The sequence below is a fragment of the Nocardioides jensenii JCM 1364 = NBRC 14755 genome (assembly GCF_001552535.1).
GTDB classification, from domain to species: domain Bacteria; phylum Actinomycetota; class Actinomycetes; order Propionibacteriales; family Nocardioidaceae; genus Nocardioides; species Nocardioides jensenii.
Genome location: NZ_BCRJ01000076.1, coordinates 1 through 18,176 on the forward strand (window position 1 = coordinate 1; position 18,176 = coordinate 18,176).

Here is an 18,176-nt window from a genome sequence, read left to right on the forward strand (position 1 = left end):
CCAGGTGCCGGAACTTCTCCATCGATCAGCTGACCGGCGTGCGCCACCTGAGATCCGGTCGACCGCGACGGTCCACGACATCGGGGAGGCCCAGCGCCTCCATCGCCACGTCGGCCAGGTCGAGGTTGCGCACCGGCTGCCTCCCGGCGTACGACGGCCGCGAGGTGCCGGGGTCGGCGTACCGGCGGTTGATCGCATAGAGGTCACCCGAGCTCACGTGGGAACCCCAGACCACGAACGGGATCGTGTAGTTCGCTCTCACGTGAGCGCTGTGTGTCGTGGCGCCGGCGATGAAGCCGTGATCGGCGGTGAGCACGATCGTGGTCGACCCGTCGACCTCCGGACGCTCCTCGAGGGCGTCGACGAGGCGACCCAGCTGCTCGTCGGTGTCGGTCACCGCGGCGAGGTACTCCGGCGACATGCCACCGAACTCGTGGCCGGTGGCGTCGGGGGCGTCGAGGTGCAGGAAGGTGAGTGCCGGGAGCTCGTCGTCCAGCTGATCGATCAGGTCTGTGACCAGCTCGCCGTCGTCCTCGAGGACGTGCACCGTGTCGATGGAGTCGGGCCACGAGTCGGTGAAGATGTCGAACTTGTCCTTGCTGGCGTAGAGGGCCGTGCTCAGTCCGTGATCGTGGGCCACCGAGAAGATCGACTCGATCTCGGGATCGCCGGACGAGGCCTGCACGGTGTCGTGGGGGCGGTCCACGTTCCAGGTGACGCCGTGGCCGCCGTGGCCCGCGCTGATCCGACGTCCGGTGATCATCCCGGCGTGGTTGGGCAACGTGACGTTCTGCTCGAAGGCGGACCGTGCGTTGAGGGTGCTGGAGCCCTCATCGATCAGCCGGTGCAGCACCGGGGTTCCGGTGGGCCCGAGCTTCCGGATCGCCGGCACGGACAGGGCGTCGACGGAGACGGCGATGACGTGGCTGACCGGCTCCGACTGACCCGGGTTGGCCTGCGACGGGCTCGGTTCGTCCGTGGGACGGGCGCCGGACGGAGCGTCGGAGTCCGCGCCCCGGTCAGCGGAGTCGTCGGTGCGTCCCCAGGCGAACGCCGCCACCGCGACCACCAGGGCCAGGACGACGACCGCGAGGACCGCTCGGAGGCGTCGGGTCTCGTTCAACGTGCGACCTGGAAGCGGACCGTGCGGGACCACCTGCGGCGGGAAGGCGCATAGTCGTAGTAGTCCTCGGAGGAGACGACCTGCACGTTCACCCGGAGTCGACCGGAGTCCAGCTCACCCGCCAGGAACCGCACCGGGAACGCGATGCCGTCCTCGGGGCAGGCCCGGCAGTGACGTCGAAGCGAGCGTCCTTGGCGGTGCCCAGGTCGTCGATGTCGCGCCCGTGGATCCAGTCGGTGGTGGCGAACGAACCAGCCTGGCCGGTCGCCCCGTCCTGCCAGGCGATGTAGTCGGGCCGGGAGTCGGCGTCCGTGTCGAAGCTGACGATGACCGCACCGCGCGGTGCCGGGGCGCCGGCGAACTGGACGATGATCCAACCGGCCCCGTCGTGCTCCGGTGGGATCACCCGCACGCCCTTGACGTCGCCCTCGCGCGACACCTCGACCCCGTCGTTGAGGTGCTGCATGTCGCCGACCGGGTCATCGAGCGTCATCGGCTCGAGCACCTCGTCGACCCCGGTGCTCGGGTCGGGCCCGGTGCTCGCCTCGGCCTCGCTGGAGTCGGCGGAGCTGGAGGGAGAGGTCGAGGTGGTCTGGCCCGAATCGTCGTCGGTCCCCGTCGCCGCATCCTTCTTCCCAGGGTCCTGTGAGCTGATGAGGTAGGCGCCGATGCCGACCGCGCTGAGGAGGAACGCGATCACGATCACGATGGCAGCGGTGCCGGCCCTCGGACGACGCGGTGGCCGGCCTCCGGGAGTCGTGGATGCCGGGGCGAGGACCTGCGCTGCGGCAGGCGGTGCGAACGGTGCTGCGGCAGGTGCTGCGGAAGATGCTGCCGCCATGGTCGTCGCGACCGAAGGGTCACGGTGGGGGACGGCGTGACCGCAGGCGGTGCAGAAACGGGCACCTTCCAACCGGTTCCCGCAGCCGACGCACCACTGGACCGACCCGTTGCCCGCCATGTCTCGTCCCCTCCTGTACGCCGCACGGCAGCGCCGGGCAGGTCGAACGGTGTGCAGCCTGAAATCGATGCAGGGTGAACATTAACGGGGCGGCTCGGGTTGGGTGCACTTTCCCGCGAGGAACCCAGGAACTGTCCACGACAGGCAGGACCCCGGCCGAACGGGTCGGCCGGGGTCCAGAAAGGGTCCGAGCAATCAGGTGTGCCGGGGCATCGGGTTCAGACCTTCTTCTTGCCCATCGTCCCCTCGGCGACGCCGATCAGGAGGATGGCGGCGATGATGCCGACGATGGTGCCGATCACGTTGAGCTCCCAGATGTCGCCGCTGCCGATCAGTGAGGCGATGATGCCGCCGATCAGTGCGCCCGCGATGCCGAGCACGAAGGTCATCACCAGGCTGATGTTCTGCCGCCCGGGCTTGAGAAGGCGTGCGACGACGCCGATGACGATGCCGATGACGATGAGGCCGAGGATCTGCATGCTCACTCCTACCGGGTCATGCCGCGCAACGGTGCGTGACGTTTTCTCGAATGTAACCCCATCCACGCCGAAATGGTGGGACGTGACGACGCACCCGGAGGCCCCGCGCTCAGACGCCGGTGATGCCCTCGCCGTACCCCTCGGCCTGCTCGTCGAACGTCTCGTGCTCGAGCAGGTGCAGCACGGGTACGCCGATCTTGCGCCGGGCGCGTGAGGTCCAGTCGACGTGGAAGAACTCGGCCACGACGTGCGGACGGGTCAGGATGATCGCCTCGCGGCCGTCGTGCTCGGCCACGGCAGCGGCCAGCGCGTCGATGGGGTGCTCGTGGACGACCTTGCCGTCGGCCGCGGCCCCGGCCTTCTTCAGCGCCGCCAATGTGGTGGCGAGCTCGCGCTCGGAGTGGTCGAGGCATTCCTTGCGGACCTCGGCCAGGTCGACCTCCCCGATCGCCATCGCCGGCGCCGCCATCACCTCGCCCGCGGCGAGCGAGCCCATGGCTGCCTCGACCCGGGCCGCGGCGTCCTCGACGGGGATCAGGACGTGGTAGGCGGCCGACTCCTCCATCTCGTTGTGCAGCGAGGTGACCTGCGCTGCGTCTTCGTCGGAGAGCGCCTGTTCACACAGGAGAACGACGTCGTAATGAGTAGCCATGATCAAGCCTCCGGATCGTCAGCGCTGATACCTAGAATTCTACCCAGGTCATAGGAGACCGGCTCCTCGAGTTGGTCATATCCGCACGACTCCGGGTCGCGGTCCGGACGCCACCTCTTGAACTGGGCGGTGTGCCGGAAACGGCGTCCCTCCATGTGGTCGTAGCCCACCTCGAGCACCCGCTCCGGGCGCAGGGGAGTGAAGGACAGGTCCTTGCCCGCGCTCCACCTCGACTGGGTGCCCGGCACCCGGTCCGGGTTGGCGGTGAGGAACTCGTTCCAGCGGCCCCAGGGGTGGTCGGCGATGTCGCAGACCAGCGGCTGCAGCTCGGCGATCAGCTCCGCGCGACGGGCCGCGGTGAACGACGCCGAGACCCCGATGTGTTGCAGCTCGCCGTCGGCGTACAACCCGAGGAGCAGGGAGCCGAGCAGCGGCGCCTCGGGGGTCGACGTCTTGTGCTCGCGATAGCCGGCCAGCACCACGTCGGCGGTGCGGGAGTGCTTGATCTTCAGCATCGTGCGGGCGTTCTGCTCGTACGTCGCACCGAGCGGCTTGGCGATCACGCCGTCCAGCCCGGCCCCCTCGAACTGCTCGAACCAGGCCTCGGCCTCGGCCGGATCACTCGTGGTGCGGGTCAGGTAGCACGGCCCGGTCAGCCCGCCGAGCGACTCCTCGAGGGCGGTACGTCGTTCCGAGAACGGCCGGTCGACGTACGACGTGTCACCGAGCGCGAGCAGGTCGAAGGCGACGAAGCCGGCCGGTGTCTTCTCCGCCAGCATCTCGATCCGCGAGGCCGCCGGGTGGATCCGCTCCTGGAGGACCTCGAACTCCAGCCGCGGCGTCCGACCGGGTTGCTCGACGGCGACGAAGAGCTCGCCGTCGAGCACGCAGCGGTCGGGCAGCTGCTCACGCGCCGCGGCCACCACCTCGGGGAAGTAGCGGGTCAGCGGCTTGGTGTTGCGGGAGGCGAGCTCGACCTCGTCGCCGTCCTTGAAGACCAGACAGCGGAAGCCGTCCCACTTGGGCTCGAAGGAGAGCCCGCCGTGCTTGGCTGGGTCGGGGATGCCCTTGACCGGCTTGGCCAGCATGGGGCGCACGGGCGGCATCACGGGAAGGTCCACCGGAACACCATAGGCCTCAGTGTCGGTACGACGGGGTGGGCAACAGCGTGGGGTCCGGGTTGGCGAGAATCCAAGTCACGGCCGCGTCCTTCATGCTGCGCAGGTCAGCGGCGTCCGCGCCGCCGGTCCTGATCCGCTTGAGCGTTGGCGCGAGCTCGTCCAGGTTGGCGACCGGCCTGCCGGACGCAAGGTGGACGCCGATCGCGTCGGTCATCGCCCGGAAGTCGTTGTTCCAGTTGATGGAGCCGTTGCCGGCGATCTCGCGGGAGATCTGGCCCACAAGGCGCAGCGCCTCGCCCTGCACGTTGGCGGCAGGCCCCGACACCGGGACCAGGAGCGTCCACAGCTCGTCGTACCGGCTGTCGACATCGGTGGTGGTGACCTGGATCCGCGACGTGCCCTCATGCGTCACGCGACCCGGCACCGGTGCGACGTCGAAGAGTTCGTAGAGCTGCGCCAACCCGGCGTCGGTCTCCTCGATGAAGTCCGGGTTGAACTTCGACCGGGCGAACTCCAAGTTGGTTCCGATCCGAGTCACGAGTTCCGTGGCGTCGTCCGGGACGGCGGCTCCGGCGGCGAGCAGCACTGCTGCCGACTGCGCGACCCGGGGGATGCCCGCGTTGCTGCAGGAGATCAGCCCGGCCCGCAGGGGTGTGATGCCATGGTTGTAGACCGGGTCGACCTCGGCTCCGCTGGCGATCAACAACTCGAGGTGGTGGGGCCTCGTGACAGCCGCATGCATCGGCGTACGACCGATCTCGTCGCGTGCATTGACGTCGGCGCCCAGCTCGACCAGGACAGCAATCGACGGCCAACACTGCGCCCGGGCATGCAATGGGAATGGCAGGCGAGTGTAGTCAAGGGCACTCGTTCCGCGGTTGGTCTGCCGGGCAGATTGTTCGTCCCGCGAGGCGGGCCAGTAGCCGGGCAGATTGTTCGTCCCGCGAGGCGGGCCAGTAGCCTGTGGGCACTCAATCCCCGGTTGGTCTGCCGGGCAGATTGTTCGTCCCGCGAGGCGGGCCAGTAGCCTGTGGGCACTCAATCCCCGGTTGGTCTGCCGGCAGGGCCCGCCTGACTTTGAATCAGGACTAGCGACGTAGGTTCGACTCCTACCCGGGGAGCAAGTGGCACGGCAGGTCGACGCCGCCCAGGCACACTGAACCGTCGGTGGCGAACGCCACGCTCAGAGGTCAGTGACCCACCAGGCGTCCTGGTGGGGCAGCCGGACGGCGAAGACCTTCATCACCATGCCCTTGTGGAGCAGTCGGCCCTCCCAGCGGTCGGGGATCCCCGCGGAGAGATCGACGGGGGAGGTGCCGCGGTGGACGGCCAGGTCACCCTCCTTGCCGACGGGGAACTTGGCGGTGTCCGACTCGACGACCGTCAGGGGCAGGTTCCAGTATCCGTCCTTCACCCGGGTGGGATCGGACGTGAGCTTCTCCCGGTCGAGCTGGAGGAGGAGGCGGGGTGCTTCCTCGATGTCGACGTTCTTGAGGAGGGTCCGCCGGAACGACCCCACGGCGATGGCGCCGAACAGCAGGGCGCCGATCATGAACAGGAACGGGAACACCAGGTCGCCGAAGCCGATGCCCGAGGGGTCGTCCTCAGACAGCGTTCCGTCACTGGTGCGCCAGAGGTCCGCCTTGTCGCCGACCTCCAGGTCCGCGTTGTCGATCCGGCCCGTCCTGCCGTCCGCGGCAACCACCTCGACGTGTCGGACCTCGGCCATGTGGCGGGACCTGCGTCCGCCGCGCCGCTCCCGGTGGGTACCGACCTCCTGAACCGTGACGCTCACCTGCGTGACGGAGTCCGAGGCCGCATCGCTCGTCCTGGTGACCGCCGCATACACGCACGCAAGGCACAGCAGGGACGTCGCCACGGCGACGACGAGGCTGGTGCGCGTCAGTGAGGCAAGGTCGGCTTCGGGGTCTGATGTGGGGACGGTTCGGGGCACCATGCTCCTTGCGTTCTTCCCGGGTGACCGGGCTCTTTCCGTGTCATCATGCCGGAACCCAGCGTCGACGCGCTCTCCACCCAGGGATCGGCCTCACAATGCGGCCCCGCCGCCGGCAGTCACTCGGCGAATGGACGTGGTCGGCTCCCGGGAGGCATCCTCGCGTGGCAAACTCGGGGACTGGCGCTGGCCGTCCGCCGGTGCCATCCAACGGAGGAGTTGCTGTGCCGAAGAACCTGACCGTCGTCGTCCTTGCCGCTGGAGGCGGCACCCGGATGAAGTCCAAGACGATGAAGGTGCTTCACGAGGTCGGCGGGCGCAGCATGATCGGCCACGTGCTCAACGCGGTCCGGGCCATGGAGCCGGAGCGCGTGATCGCGGTGGTCGGCACCCAGCGCGAGCAGGTCGGGCCACACATCCAGCAGCTTGTCCCCGAGGCGATCCTGGCCGTGCAGGAGACCCAGGACGGCACCGGCCACGCCGTGCGCGTGGCGATCGAGGCCGTCAGCGAGCGTCTCGAGGGCACCGTCGTGGTGGTCACCGGTGACACCCCGCTGCTGCGTGGCGACAGTCTGCGCGCGTTCGCCGAGGAGCACGAGGCGGCCGAGCGTGCGGTCAGCATCCTGTCGGGCATCGTGCCGAACCCGTTCGGCTACGGCCGCATCGTCCGCAACAAGGAGGGCGACGTCGAGGCGATCGTCGAGGAGAAGGACGCCACCCCGCTGCAGCGCGACATCGGCGAGATCAACTCCGGCATCCTGGCCTTCGACGCGGAGTTCCTGATCGAGGCGCTGACCAAGATCGGCAACAACAACGCCAACGGCGAGTTCTACCTGACCGACACCGTCGGCATCGCCCGTGACGCGGGCCTGACGGTCGGCGCCTATGCGATCGACGACGTCAGTCAGACCGAGGGTGCCAACGACCGGGCCCAGCTGGCCGCGCTCGGCCGCGAGCTCAACAGGCGCATCGTCACGCAGTGGATGAAGGACGGCGTGACCGTGATGGACCCCGAGACGACCTGGATCGACGCGGACGTCGTGCTCAACCGCGACGTGACGATCCTGCCCGGCACCCAGCTGCTCGGCGCCACCGTCATCGGGGAGGACGCCGTGGTCGGTCCGGACACGACGCTCAAGGACTGCGAGATCGGCCAGGGCGCCAGAGTCGTCCGCACGCACGGTGAGCTCGCGGTGATCGGTGACGAGGCCAACGTCGGTCCCTTCTCCTACCTGCGGCCCGGCACCAACCTCGGCGCGCGCGGCAAGATCGGTGCGTTCGTCGAGACCAAGAATGCCCAGATCGGCGACGGATCCAAGGTGCCGCACCTGACCTACGTCGGGGACGCGGAGATCGGTGAAGGCACCAACATCGGGGCCGGCACGATCTTCGCCAACTACGACGGCACCAACAAGCACCGCACGAAGATCGGGGACCGCACCAAGACCGGGGCCAACAACACGTTCGTGGCCCCGATCGAGATCGGCGATGACGCCTCGACCGGTGGCGGCACCACCGTGCGACGTGATGTTCCCGACGGTGCCCTGGCCGTCTCGGCGGGTCCGCAGCGCAATCTTGAGCGGTGGAAGGAGCGTCGCGCCGCGGTGCGCGACGAGCCGCCGGCTTCCGAGGACTGAGCGCGATTGGCGGCCGGTGAAATCTGGGGGCAGAATCATGACCACCGGCGCACGACCACTCGAACTTGAGGAGCTCCCGGAGTGAGCGGAATGAAGCGGACCACCGAGAAGAACCTGATGGTCTTCAGCGGGAGGGCCCACCCGGATCTCGCTCAGGAGGTCGCCGAGCACCTCGGCACCGACCTGGTGCCGACCCAGGCGTACGAGTTCGCGAACTCCGAGATCTACGTCCGCTACGAGGAGTCCGTCCGCGGGTGCGACGCCTTCGTGATCCAGAGCCACACGGCTCCGATCAACGAGTGGATCATGGAGCACCTGATCATGGTCGACGCGCTCAAGCGCGCCTCGGCCAAACGGATCACCGTCGTGATGCCGTTCTACGGCTACAGCCGCCAGGACAAGAAGCACCGTGGCCGCGAGCCGATCTCCGCGCGCCTGATCGCCGACCTGTTCAAGACCGCCGGCGCCGACCGCCTCATCACCGTCGACCTGCATGCCGACCAGCTCCAGGGCTTCTTCGACGGCCCGGTCGACCACCTGATGGCGCTGCCGATCCTGGCCGACTACGTCAAGGAGAAGTACGGCGACCAGCCGCTCGCCGTGGTCTCGCCGGACGCCGGCCGGATCAAGGTCGCCGAGCGTTGGTCGGCCCGTCTCGGTGGCGTGCCGTTGGCGTTCATCCACAAGACCCGCCGCACCGACCGGCCCAACGAGACCGTGGCGAACCGGGTCGTCGGTGAAGTCAAGGGGCGCTACTGCGTGCTGACCGACGACATCATCGACACCGGCGGCACGATCGTGAAGGCCGCCGAGGCGCTGATGGAGGAGGGCGCGGCCGGTGTGATCATCGCGGCCACCCACCCGATCCTCTCGGGCCCGGCCGTCGACCGTCTGAAGAACTGCTCGGCGACCGAGGTCGTGGTGACCAACACGCTGCCGCTGGCCGACGACCAGAAGTTCGACAAGCTGACCGAGCTCTCGATCGCTCCGCTCCTGGGCAGCGCCATCCGCGCGGTCTTCGAGGACGGCTCCGTCACCTCCATGTTCGACGGGCACGCATAACCAGGGCCGCCCGGCGCGCATGCTGGCGGCGACTGGGTGGGCCGCGTCGAGACCGGCGTGGGGCGGACCGTACGACAGGTAACTCACCTGCTCGCGGCTGCCATTGAGCGTGCACGTGAGCCGATCGAGCGCGAGTTACCTGTCCGATGGTCCGCGCGCACTGCCCACGGCGACCGGTTGAGGGCGGGGACCGAGCGGACCGCCCCGCTCACGCCAGCAGGGCCAGGCCGTCACCGGCGAGGTCGGCGGCGACACGGGCGCGCCCGGCGCAGACCATGAGCAGCTCCTGCATCGGTCCGCGCAGGGTGGGGCCGGTGCCGCGGACCCAGTCGACATCGGTGGCCTCCATGCGCACGCGGCGTACGACGTCGCGGCTGCCCATCAGGAACGCGAGCCGTCGGACGCGATCGGCGGCCACCGATGCGGCACCCGGATCCATCTCATGAGCGCGCCCGAGGGGGCGCACGACGTCCTGGTGGTGCACCAGTGCGTCGATCAACGGTTCGACGTTCGTGGTGACGGGCACGTGCCGGCGTGAGTCGGCGTACGTCGCGTAGTCGGTCAGGATCTGCTCGCAGGACCGCGTGCGACCGAGTCGCCTGACCTCGCGGAAGATCATCGAGTTGTAGCCGCGTCCGAGGTTGCGCAGCGCCATGCCGGGCATGGCGCTCCAACCGATCTGAGGGTTGGAGATGACGTGGGCGGCGACGTCCTTGACGGTCCAACCGGGGCACAAGGACTCGACCTGCCATTGCTCGGAGGAGAGTTCTCCCAAGGTGACCGCGAGGGACTCTCGCTCGTCGTGAATGTGGTTCCACAACGTCTCGAGGTCCATGTCGCCCACCGAAAGTAGTAAGATTTTCTGACTAATATGGTCAGTCTGTCTGACCATTCCTGTCAAGAGTCGAGCGACAAGGGAGCCGATGGTCGACGAGGAGCCGATGAACCCGGCACTGCTGATGTTCCTGTCCTTCCGACGCGCCGAGACGAAGATCCTGGAGCACCTCGCCGTCGAGGGGTTCGGCGACCTGACGCTGGCCCAGGGGCGGGTGGCCGCCCGGATCGGCCCGGAGGGAACTCGGCTGACCGATCTGGCCGAGCAGGCTCAGGTCACCAAGCAGAGTGCCGGTTCCCTGGTCGACCAGCTCGAGAGGGCCGGCTACGTGACCCGCGAACCGGACCCGAGTGACGCCCGCGCCCGGCTGGTCTGCCTGGCCGAGCGAGGACGCCAGGCACAACGGGCCGCCCGCGAGATGGAGCGGCAGATAGAGGTCGAGTGGGAGCACCACCTCGGGGCCACCACGATGCGTCAGCTCTGTGCGGCCCTGACGTCGCTGCGGGAGATCACCGACCCCTGGGCCTGATCCGGACGCTTTTCGGCCGGAACCTGCGGGAGGGTGGACCCATGACCGAGATTCTTCTCTTCCACCACGCCCACGGACTGACCGACGGAGTGCTCGGCTTTGCCGAGACCCTGAAGCTGGCCGGCCATCGTGTTCACACGCCCGACCTCTTCGAGGGCCGGGTGTTCACCAGCCTCGACGACGGGCTGGCCTACGCCTCGGAGACCGGGTTCGGGGTCATCCGGGAGCGAGGCGTCCGTGCGGCCGACGACCTGCCGAACGAGCTCGTGTACGCCGGCTTCTCGCTGGGTGCGATGCCCGCCCAGCAGCTGGCCCAGACCAGGGACGGGGCCAGGGGGCTGCTGTTGTTCCACGCCGCGATCTCGCCCTCCGAGTTCGGCACGTGGCCGGGTCTCCCGGCCCAGGTCCACACGATGGAGGCCGATCCGTTCTTCGAGGAGGGCGACCTCGCCGCGGCCCGCGAGCTGGAGAAGGCGGGCGCCGAACTCTTCTTCTACCCGGGTGATCAGCACCTGTTCAGTGACGCCACCCTGCCGGCGTACGACCAGGAGGCCTCGGCCCTGCTCACCGCGAGGGCGCTGGAGCTCCTGGCGCAGGTCGACCGGGCCTGAACGGGCCTCAGGTTAGGCCGGGCGCCGCCGCACCCGCAGCGTGACGTCGAGTTCGTCGAGAAGGTCGTTCCACTCCCGCTCCAGGACGGTGGGCAGGCCACCGGCGGCCAGCCCACTGTCGGCGAGCCTCGCGGCAAGGTCGCTGCGCGCCGACTCGAGCACCTCCAGCGGCCAGGGAAGGTGCGGGAATGACTGGCCCACCACCTTGGAGAATGCCTGGCCGTGTCGCTGCGCGATCGCCGGTGCCTCGGTGAGGAACCGTGGCAGGTAGGAGGCCAGCAGGTCGTGCTGTCCGACGGTCCAGAATCCGGAGACGATCGCGGTGAACTCCCGGTTGGACGGCTCGCCGTCGAAGGCCAGTGACCAGGCGGCCGCCTTGGCCTCCGGGCTCGGCACCGTGGCCCGGCACCGCAGGGTGGCGAGCCGGCCGGCGGCACTGTTGTCCCGGCCCGACTCGGCGTCGATGATGCCGGGGTCAGCGCCCAGCGCCACGAGACGGCGTACGACGGCCCAGCGCTGATCCTGGTCGAGCGGGTCACCGAGGTCGGTCTGGCCGTCCGTGAGCCAGTGCTCGAGCAGCTCCCGGTCGGAGGTCGTCTCGACGAGGACCCTGGTGGCCGCGACGCGGTGGTGATGGCGGGCCAGCGAACAGGTCGTGGCGAGGACGTCGTGCGCGTGGGGGAGCCGGGTCGGGTCCACCAGCCGTTGACCCACGAAGACGTGCACGGCGTTGAGAGCGCCCTCGAAGACAAGGGGGTGGCGCTCGGTCGGCAGGTGACGGGCGACCAGTCTCAGCAGCTCGTCGACGGACCTGATCCCCGTGCGGGTCTGGTCGACCAGCCCCCGCCAGAGCACCGCGCGCACCAGGGGGTCGTCGAGCTGGCCCAACCTGGTGTCGACGAAGGCGTTCGACTGCTCGTCGAGGTGCACCCGGGCGAAGGTCTCGTCACCCGCGTTGACCACCACCGGCAGGTCCCTCAGGGCCGGCAACGCGAGCGGCCCGTCCGCGAGATCGACCAGCTGGTCCGCGACCAGCGCCCCGTTCTCGTCGTACCCGTTGACGGTGAACCGGTGCGGCCGGACGCCCTCGCGGTGCAGGACAGGAACGCCGTCGACCCGCTCGACCCGGATCGTGTCGAACCCGGTCGTGCCCAGCCAGGCCCGTGCCCAGCCGCGGACGTCGCGGTCACTGACGGAGTCGAGCGCAGCCAGGAAGTCGTCGAGCTCGGCGTTGCCGAACCGGTGCGCCCCGAGATGGGCGTTCACCCCGGCATGGAAGGTCTCGGTGCCGAGCCAGGCGACCAGCTGACGCAGCACCGCATTGCCCTTGGCGTAGGTGATCATGTCGAAGTTGCCGAAGGCGGTGTCGACGTCGACCATCGCCTCGGTCTCCTCGGCGACCGGGTGCGTCGAGCGACGCTCGTCGGCGCGGAACCCCATGGGCTTGCGGGTCTGGGCGCAGGCGATCCAGCTGTCGGTGAACCCGGCTGCCTCCGCGGCGACCTGGTAGCCCATGTAGTCGGCGAAGGACTCGTTGAGCCAGCTGTCCTCCCACCACTTCATCGTGACCAGGTCGCCGAACCACATGTGCGCCATCTCGTGAGCGATCGTCATCGCCCGCTGCTGTCTCTGCGCAGCACTCGGCTCCCCACGGAAGAGCAGCTCGTCACGGAAGGTCACGCAGCCCGGGGTCTCCAGCGCGCCCCAGTTCTGACCCGGCGCCATCACCTGGTCATAGGAGTCGAAGGGGTAGGGCTCCTCGAAGACCCGCGTGTAGTGGTCGAAGCAGTCGGTGGTGATCGCCCGGAGCTCACCCGCCTGGCGCTCGAGGTCGGCCGCGAGCGACTGGCGGGCATGCCACCCGAAGGGCAGGCCGCGGTGCTCGAAGGCGACCGAGTGCCACGGGCCGGCGCAGACCACGAAGAGGTACGTCGAGATCGGCGGCGTGGTCGCGAACGTCCAGGTGCCGGCGTCGGCGAAGGTGACCACACCGTTGGCCAGCACCGTCCAGTGCTCCTCGCCGCGGACCTCGAGGGTGATCGGAGCCTTGAGGTCGGGTTGGTCGAAGCAGGCGAAGACCTTCTTGGCGATGTCCATGCCGCAGTACGCCGAGACGTAGCGCTCGCCGTCGGCGGGGTCGGTGAACGTGTGCATGCCGTCGCCGTCGGTGACGTAGGGGAGTCGGGCTTCGACGACGAGCTCGTTGTGCTCGGCCAGGTCCGTGAGCGTGATCCGGCCGGACGACCATGCGGTGGACGGCAGCTCGGCACCGTTCAGGGTGGCTCGCACCGACAGGGCGTCGGCGATCTCGACGAAGGTCTCGGCTCCCGGTTCACGGGCGGTGAACCGGATCGTGGAGTGCGAGCCGAAGGTCTCGGCGTCGGTCAGGTCCAGGCGGACGTCGTACGACGTGGGGCGGAGGAGTGCCGCGCGCTGACGCGACTCGACAAGGCTGAGAGAGGTCACCCCTCGACCGTACTGGGGCGCCTCGGCCGTGGATTGGTGGGTTGGCCGCCCGGCGGTTAAGATCGTCAGGTTGCCTCGGCGAGGGAGCGCTGCATCAGCAGAGACTCCGTGATCGACAGGGCCGGTTCTGATCCATTGCGCCGCGCTCTCCGTTCCGGAGACGCGGCGTTCTTCGTTCTCCGGCAGCCCCAGCCCTCTCATCTGAGAAGCACGATTCCGAGAAGCACGCACAGGAGAAGACATGTCTGCCGAGAAGCTCAAGGCCGAGACCCGCACCGAGTTCGGCAAGGGCGCCGCCCGCCGTGCTCGTCGCGCCAACCAGATCCCCGCGGTCATCTACGGCCACGGCAACGACCCGATCCACGTCACCCTGCCGACGCACGCGACCACGATGGCACTGCGCCACGGTGGCGCCAACGCCCTGCTCGAGCTCGACATCGACGGCACGAGCCAGCTTGCGCTGACCAAGTCCGTCCAGGTTGACTCGGTCCGCCGCCTGATCGAGCACATCGACTTCGTCGCCGTCCGCAAGGGCGAGAAGGTCACCGTCGACGTGCCCGTCCACCTGGTCGGCGAGGCCGCCAAGGAGACGCTGGTGATGACCGAGAACACCACGCTGTACGTCGAGGCCGAGGCCACGCACATCCCCGAGTACTTCGAGGTCTCCATCGAGGGCCTCGAGGCGGGCACCCAGATCCTGGCCAACCAGATCACGCTCCCCGAGGGCAGCACCCTGCTCTCCGACGACGAGCTCCTGATCGTCAACATCATCGAGGCGCCGACGACCGAAGAGGTCGAGGCCGAGCTCGTTGAGGCCGAGGCCGAGGCCGGTATCGCGAAGGACGAGGCCGAGGTTCCCGAGGTCGGCGAAGAGTCTGCCGAGGGCTCCTCCGGCGAGTGATCTTCCGCCTTTCTCGCAAGGACCGGGATACTTCAGCCATGACCGAACCACAGGACGTGTGGCTCGTGGTCGGGCTGGGGAATCCCGGTCCTTCGTACTCCGGCCACCGGCACAACATCGGCTACCTCGTCACCGACGAGTTGGCCGACCGCATGGGCTCGCCGTGGCGCGCCCACAAGACCGGTCGCGCCGACGTGATCGAGGGACGTCTCACCGCCCCCGGCGCCCCTGGCCCGCGGGTCGTCCTGATGCGTGGCCGTGGCTACATGAACCAGTCCGGCGGCCCCGTCTCGGCGGTCGCCGCGTTCTACAAGCTGCCCCCGGAGCGGATCATCGCGATCCACGACGAGCTCGACATCGCCTTCGGCACGTTGCGCATCAAGTTGGGCGGCGGCGACAACGGCCACAACGGACTCCGGTCCATGCGGTCCTCCTTGGGCACCGGTGACTTCTACCGGGTGCGCGCCGGCATCGGCCGCCCGCCCGGTCGCCAGGAGGTCGCCGACTTCGTGCTGTCGAACTACTCCAGCACCGAGAAGAAGGAGCTTCCGTTCCAGGTCATGGAGGCCGCAGACGCGGTCGAGTCACTGACCACCGAGGGCTTGGCCAAGACCCAGTCCCGCTTCAACAGCTGAGGTCGTGCGACGGCCTCGGGCCGTGCGTCGTTGCTCAGGCTGCTGGGCTGGTGAACGTGGCTGAGGCGACGTCCCGGGTGCCACGGATGTTCGCCCCGCTGGAGGCGCCGAAGACCACCGACTGGATCCGCGGGAAGCCGGAGATCCACTCGAATGCCTCACGGGGCGGGATCGCTCCCGAGGCATAGACCGACATCGCGATCGCCCGGAACTCACGCTCCTCGAGAACGGTGCGATAGGCCTCGACGCCGCCGCACATGCGGAAGCCGAGCTTGTTGATGCTGCTGCACACGATGGGGTTTGCCACACCGACCCGGTCGAGGGTGTCGAGCAGTCGAGGCAGATTCATCGTGATGAAGCCGGGCTCCGCACCGTAACGCTGCTCGACGTGGCGGGCGAAGACTGCGAATGCCTCGTCGAAGCCGAGGCCGAGCAGGAGGTCGACCACGACGTTCTGCAGGAACACGACGGGCGTGCGAAGTCCTTCGAACATGCTCATCTCTGCGTCGACGAGCATCGTGATGACACTCTCGATGTCCTTCCTGGCGAAGGCCTTGCCGCCGCGCAGGGTGGCTGAGAGCAGACTCTCGTCGGGGAGGAACTTCTTCAGCACGCCGAGCATGCCGTAGTCGGTGACGGCGTTGGCGTACTTGTGGGCGTAGGGCATGCACGGGTAGAAGACGAAGTCTGCATAGCGGTCGGAGTCCTTGCGAACCCGCTGCGCCACCTCCGCGATCCGGTCATGGGTGGTGCACATGAAGGTGCGGATGCCTTCGTCGTAGGCGGTGTCGAGCACGTTCATCACCGCGTCCAGGTTCTGGAAGCGCATGGCTTGGGCGCGGGCGCGTTCTTCGGACATGTGGTTGACGCCGAAGAACTGGTTGTCGCCGAACAGCAGTCGGTCCATGATCGGGGGTGTCCTCTCGGTGCGGTGATCAGGCGGTCTGGCGGCGGCGCTGCCACCGGTCCTGCATCCGACTGCGCAGCTGCCTCACCCGCGAGGCAGGCTCCTGTTGGCGGCGTGGGCCGGGCAGGGCGACGGGTCCGGAGACGGGGGTCGTCGGCAGCGCGGCGTCGCCGACCAACCGCTCGATGACCCGATCGGTCACGGCGGCGCTGGTGAACGAGTTGCGCTCGGCCGGTTCACCCGCGCGCAGGTTGCCGGCGACCGAGCGTACGAAGTAGTCCAGCTCGGCGCTGTACTCCTCGCCGCGGACGTAGAACCAGACCTGGTCGGTGAGGTCGGTGGTGTAGCGCACGTTCCATCCGTGCTGGTAGCCGCTGGGACAGATTGCCTGCTCGCGCAGGTAGACCTGACACTCCTGGCGGTCCACGGTGATCCGACCCAGGGTGCCGGTCAACGTGATCTTGGTCGACATCTTGCGGTAGGACTCGTCGGACCAGTTGACCGAGAGCTGGGCGCTCGCCTTCGGATAGTGCAGTGTCGCGTAGACCTCGTCCTCGGTCTCCACCGAGAAGATGTTGCCGAGCACGGTGCCGCTGACCGCTGAGGGCTCTCCGAGATACCAGGTGAGCAGGTCCAGCGGGTGGGCCGCGTAGTCGTAGAGGGCGCCCCCGCCCTCCGCACGACGTCCGCGCCAGGTGCTGGCCTTCGCACGGAGCACCACCGGACCGTAGGCCTCGGCCAGTGCGTGCTTGACCTCGCCGATGGCACCGAGTTCCAGCAGCCGCTTCGCTTCGGCGAAGGCCGCCACGAAGCGGTTGTGATAGCCCACCTGGGTGCGGAGCCCGGAACGTCGGGCGAGCTCGGCGAGTTCCATCGACTGGTTGGCCGAGAGAGTCAGTGGCTTCTCGCAGAAGACGTTCACGCCGTGCTCGATCGCGCTGCGCACCATGGGGAAGTGGGCCTTGGTCGGCGTGGCGATGACGACGCCGTCAAGCGGTTCCTCGCGCAGCATCCGGTCGTAGTCGCGGTAGGAGGTCAGGCCGGTGTACTTGCCGAGGACGTCGAGCACGAAACCACTCGAGTCGCACATGGCCACCGATTGGACGTCCGGGTGCTGGCGGAGGATGGAGAGATGTGAGAGCCCCATCTTGCCGATTCCCACGACTGCCAGGCGAACCACGTGCCACGTCCCTTCCGGCGATGTCCGCCGAGTCAACCGGCGCGAGCCATCCCACGCCCCGAATTCAGGACAGTACCGGCGGCGAACGGGGCGGCGAGAGTGATGACGGAGATGTACCCAACTCTCGGTAATTGCTGGGAGGCCGCCCCGTTCGCGGGCCCCCGCACGGGCACAGTGAACGAATCGCAGAGCCTCGAGGGGGACAAGATGGAGACCGCCGCAGTCACCGTGGTGATTCCGACGCACAACAGGCCCGTACTCATGCAGCGCGCCCTGGAGAGCGTGCTCGACCAGAAGTACGACGGTGAGATCGAGGTGATCATCGTCTTCGACGCCTGCGACCCGTTCGACCCGCCGGTGGTGATTCCCCGGGGTCGTTCGGTCCGCACCGTGGTCAACGAACGCACCCGCGGGCTGGCCGGTGCCCGCAACACCGGCATCGTGCTCGCCACCCACGACTTCGTGGCATTCCTCGACGACGACGACCACTGGCTGCCCGGCAAGCTCGACGCCCAGATGCCGCACTTCGACGACGCGACCCGCCCCGCCCTGGTCGGCAGTGCGATGGTGCTCGACGACGGCGAACGCACCTTCGAACGGCTCGTGCCGGCCGAGCTGGTCCGTCATCAGGACCTCATCCGAGATCGGATGGCCGGCCTCCATTCGAGCACGTTCGTCTTCCGTCGTGAGGACCTGCTCGGTCCGGTGGGCCTGGTCGACGAAGACCTCCCCGGCAGCTACGGCGAGGACTACGACCTGTTGCTGCGCACCGCCAAGGTCGCACCGATCGTCGTGGTCAACGAGCCACTCGTGTCGGTGACCTGGAGCGGCCAGTCCTTCTACTTCGGACGCTGGGGTGCCTACGCGGAGGGACTGACCTACCTCTTCGAGCGGCACACGGAGTTCGCCGACGACCGCCGGGCCACGGGAAGGATCGCGGGCCAGATCGCCTTCGCCCGGGCCGCCAACGGTGAGCGTGCGCACGCCCGGCACTGGGTACGCCGTTCGCTACGCAACGACCCGTTCCAGGTCAAGGCCTGGCTGGCACTGGGCATCTCCCTGCGGTTGGTCTCGGCTCCCTGGGTGATTCGCACCGTCCAGCGCATGGGAAAGGGGATCTGAC

The 18,176-nt window shown here is 68.5% G+C and carries 18 protein-coding genes and 1 tRNA gene; 8 read left to right on the forward strand and 11 right to left on the reverse strand.

Translation table 11 applies throughout. The features are described 5' to 3' along the window. Nucleotides 1-25 precede the first annotated feature (25 nt). The 6 genes from NJ4_RS16905 to NJ4_RS16930 form a co-directional block, all read right to left on the reverse strand. On the reverse strand, nt 26-1,123 hold the full coding sequence (locus NJ4_RS16905) for an alkaline phosphatase family protein (protein ID WP_067437771.1): 1,098 nt from the start codon (nt 1,121-1,123) through the stop codon (nt 26-28). 88 nt (nt 1,124-1,211) lie between these two features. Then, nucleotides 1,212-1,823, reverse strand: a complete 612-nt coding sequence (locus tag NJ4_RS16910) for a hypothetical protein (RefSeq protein WP_157551183.1) — start codon at nt 1,821-1,823, stop codon at nt 1,212-1,214. A 479-nt stretch (nt 1,824-2,302) separates the two neighbouring features. Beyond that, nucleotides 2,303-2,563, reverse strand: a complete 261-nt coding sequence (locus NJ4_RS16915) for a GlsB/YeaQ/YmgE family stress response membrane protein (RefSeq protein WP_245644602.1) — start codon at nt 2,561-2,563, stop codon at nt 2,303-2,305. A 109-nt stretch (nt 2,564-2,672) separates the two neighbouring features. Further along, complete coding sequence (locus NJ4_RS16920) at nt 2,673-3,215, reverse strand: hypothetical protein (protein WP_067437775.1); 543 nt, start codon at nt 3,213-3,215, stop codon at nt 2,673-2,675. 2 nt (nt 3,216-3,217) lie between these two features. Further along, nucleotides 3,218-4,336, reverse strand: coding sequence for an ATP-dependent DNA ligase (locus NJ4_RS16925; protein ID WP_067437776.1), 1,119 nt, complete (start codon nt 4,334-4,336; stop codon nt 3,218-3,220). 16 nt (nt 4,337-4,352) lie between these two features. Beyond that, nucleotides 4,353-5,171 carry an ankyrin repeat domain-containing protein gene (locus tag NJ4_RS16930; protein WP_067437778.1) on the reverse strand — a complete coding sequence of 273 codons (819 nt, stop codon included), beginning with the start codon at nt 5,169-5,171 and terminating at the stop codon, nt 4,353-4,355. 207 nt (nt 5,172-5,378) lie between these two features. On the opposite strand from NJ4_RS16930, the gene NJ4_RS16935 reads away from it, so the two are divergent. Further along, nucleotides 5,379-5,457 (forward strand) — tRNA-Gln (locus NJ4_RS16935). A 62-nt stretch (nt 5,458-5,519) separates the two neighbouring features. Here NJ4_RS16935 and NJ4_RS16940 read toward each other — a convergent pair. Continuing rightward, complete coding sequence (locus NJ4_RS16940) at nt 5,520-6,065, reverse strand: hypothetical protein (RefSeq protein ID WP_157551185.1); 546 nt, start codon at nt 6,063-6,065, stop codon at nt 5,520-5,522. A gap of 449 nt (nt 6,066-6,514) precedes the next feature. Between NJ4_RS16940 and glmU the strand changes: the two genes are divergently transcribed. Further along, nucleotides 6,515-7,927 carry a bifunctional UDP-N-acetylglucosamine diphosphorylase/glucosamine-1-phosphate N-acetyltransferase GlmU gene (gene glmU, locus NJ4_RS16945; protein ID WP_245644603.1) on the forward strand — a complete coding sequence of 471 codons (1,413 nt, stop codon included), beginning with the start codon at nt 6,515-6,517 and terminating at the stop codon, nt 7,925-7,927. Between the two features lie 90 nt (nt 7,928-8,017). Next, nucleotides 8,018-8,989, forward strand: coding sequence for a ribose-phosphate diphosphokinase (locus NJ4_RS16950; protein ID WP_067437782.1), 972 nt, complete (start codon nt 8,018-8,020; stop codon nt 8,987-8,989). A 208-nt stretch (nt 8,990-9,197) separates the two neighbouring features. Here NJ4_RS16950 and NJ4_RS16955 read toward each other — a convergent pair whose 3' ends face one another. Then, a complete protein-coding gene (locus tag NJ4_RS16955) occupies nt 9,198-9,824 on the reverse strand; it encodes a maleylpyruvate isomerase family mycothiol-dependent enzyme (protein ID WP_067437784.1) in 627 nt (208 codons plus the stop codon). Nucleotides 9,825-9,912: 88 nt separating this feature from the next. Here NJ4_RS16955 and NJ4_RS16960 point away from each other — a divergent pair, with 88 nt between their 5' ends. Together NJ4_RS16960 and NJ4_RS16965 are read left to right on the forward strand one after the other, a co-directional pair. Continuing rightward, nucleotides 9,913-10,353, forward strand: coding sequence for a MarR family winged helix-turn-helix transcriptional regulator (locus NJ4_RS16960; RefSeq protein ID WP_067437786.1), 441 nt, complete (start codon nt 9,913-9,915; stop codon nt 10,351-10,353). 41 nt (nt 10,354-10,394) lie between these two features. After that, entirely contained in the window at nt 10,395-10,964 is a 570-nt protein-coding gene (locus tag NJ4_RS16965; protein ID WP_067437788.1) for a dienelactone hydrolase family protein, read from the forward strand. Between the two features lie 12 nt (nt 10,965-10,976). On the opposite strand, the gene pepN is transcribed toward NJ4_RS16965, so the two are convergent. Then, nucleotides 10,977-13,430 (reverse strand): aminopeptidase N, encoded by a 2,454-nt coding sequence (gene pepN / locus NJ4_RS16970; protein WP_067437790.1) that lies wholly within the window; start codon nt 13,428-13,430, stop codon nt 10,977-10,979. 241 nt (nt 13,431-13,671) lie between these two features. Here pepN and NJ4_RS16975 point away from each other — a divergent pair, with 241 nt between their 5' ends. Then, on the forward strand, nt 13,672-14,331 hold the full coding sequence (locus NJ4_RS16975) for a 50S ribosomal protein L25/general stress protein Ctc (protein WP_067437792.1): 660 nt from the start codon (nt 13,672-13,674) through the stop codon (nt 14,329-14,331). A 38-nt stretch (nt 14,332-14,369) separates the two neighbouring features. After that, on the forward strand, nt 14,370-14,966 hold the full coding sequence (pth, locus tag NJ4_RS16980; RefSeq protein WP_067437794.1) for an aminoacyl-tRNA hydrolase: 597 nt from the start codon (nt 14,370-14,372) through the stop codon (nt 14,964-14,966). A gap of 34 nt (nt 14,967-15,000) precedes the next feature. Here pth and NJ4_RS16985 read toward each other — a convergent pair whose 3' ends face one another. Together NJ4_RS16985 and NJ4_RS16990 are read right to left on the reverse strand one after the other, a co-directional pair. Next, nucleotides 15,001-15,873, reverse strand: coding sequence for a hypothetical protein (locus NJ4_RS16985; RefSeq protein WP_067437796.1), 873 nt, complete (start codon nt 15,871-15,873; stop codon nt 15,001-15,003). Between the two features lie 28 nt (nt 15,874-15,901). Then, the gene (locus NJ4_RS16990) at nt 15,902-17,035 is read right to left on the reverse strand and encodes a Gfo/Idh/MocA family protein (protein WP_217996902.1); all 1,134 of its coding nucleotides are present in this window, start codon (nt 17,033-17,035) and stop codon (nt 15,902-15,904) included. A 225-nt stretch (nt 17,036-17,260) separates the two neighbouring features. On the opposite strand from NJ4_RS16990, the gene NJ4_RS16995 reads away from it, so the two are divergent. Continuing rightward, nucleotides 17,261-18,175 (forward strand): glycosyltransferase family 2 protein, encoded by a 915-nt coding sequence (locus NJ4_RS16995; RefSeq protein ID WP_169799286.1) that lies wholly within the window; start codon nt 17,261-17,263, stop codon nt 18,173-18,175. Nucleotide 18,176: the final 1 nt, after the last annotated feature.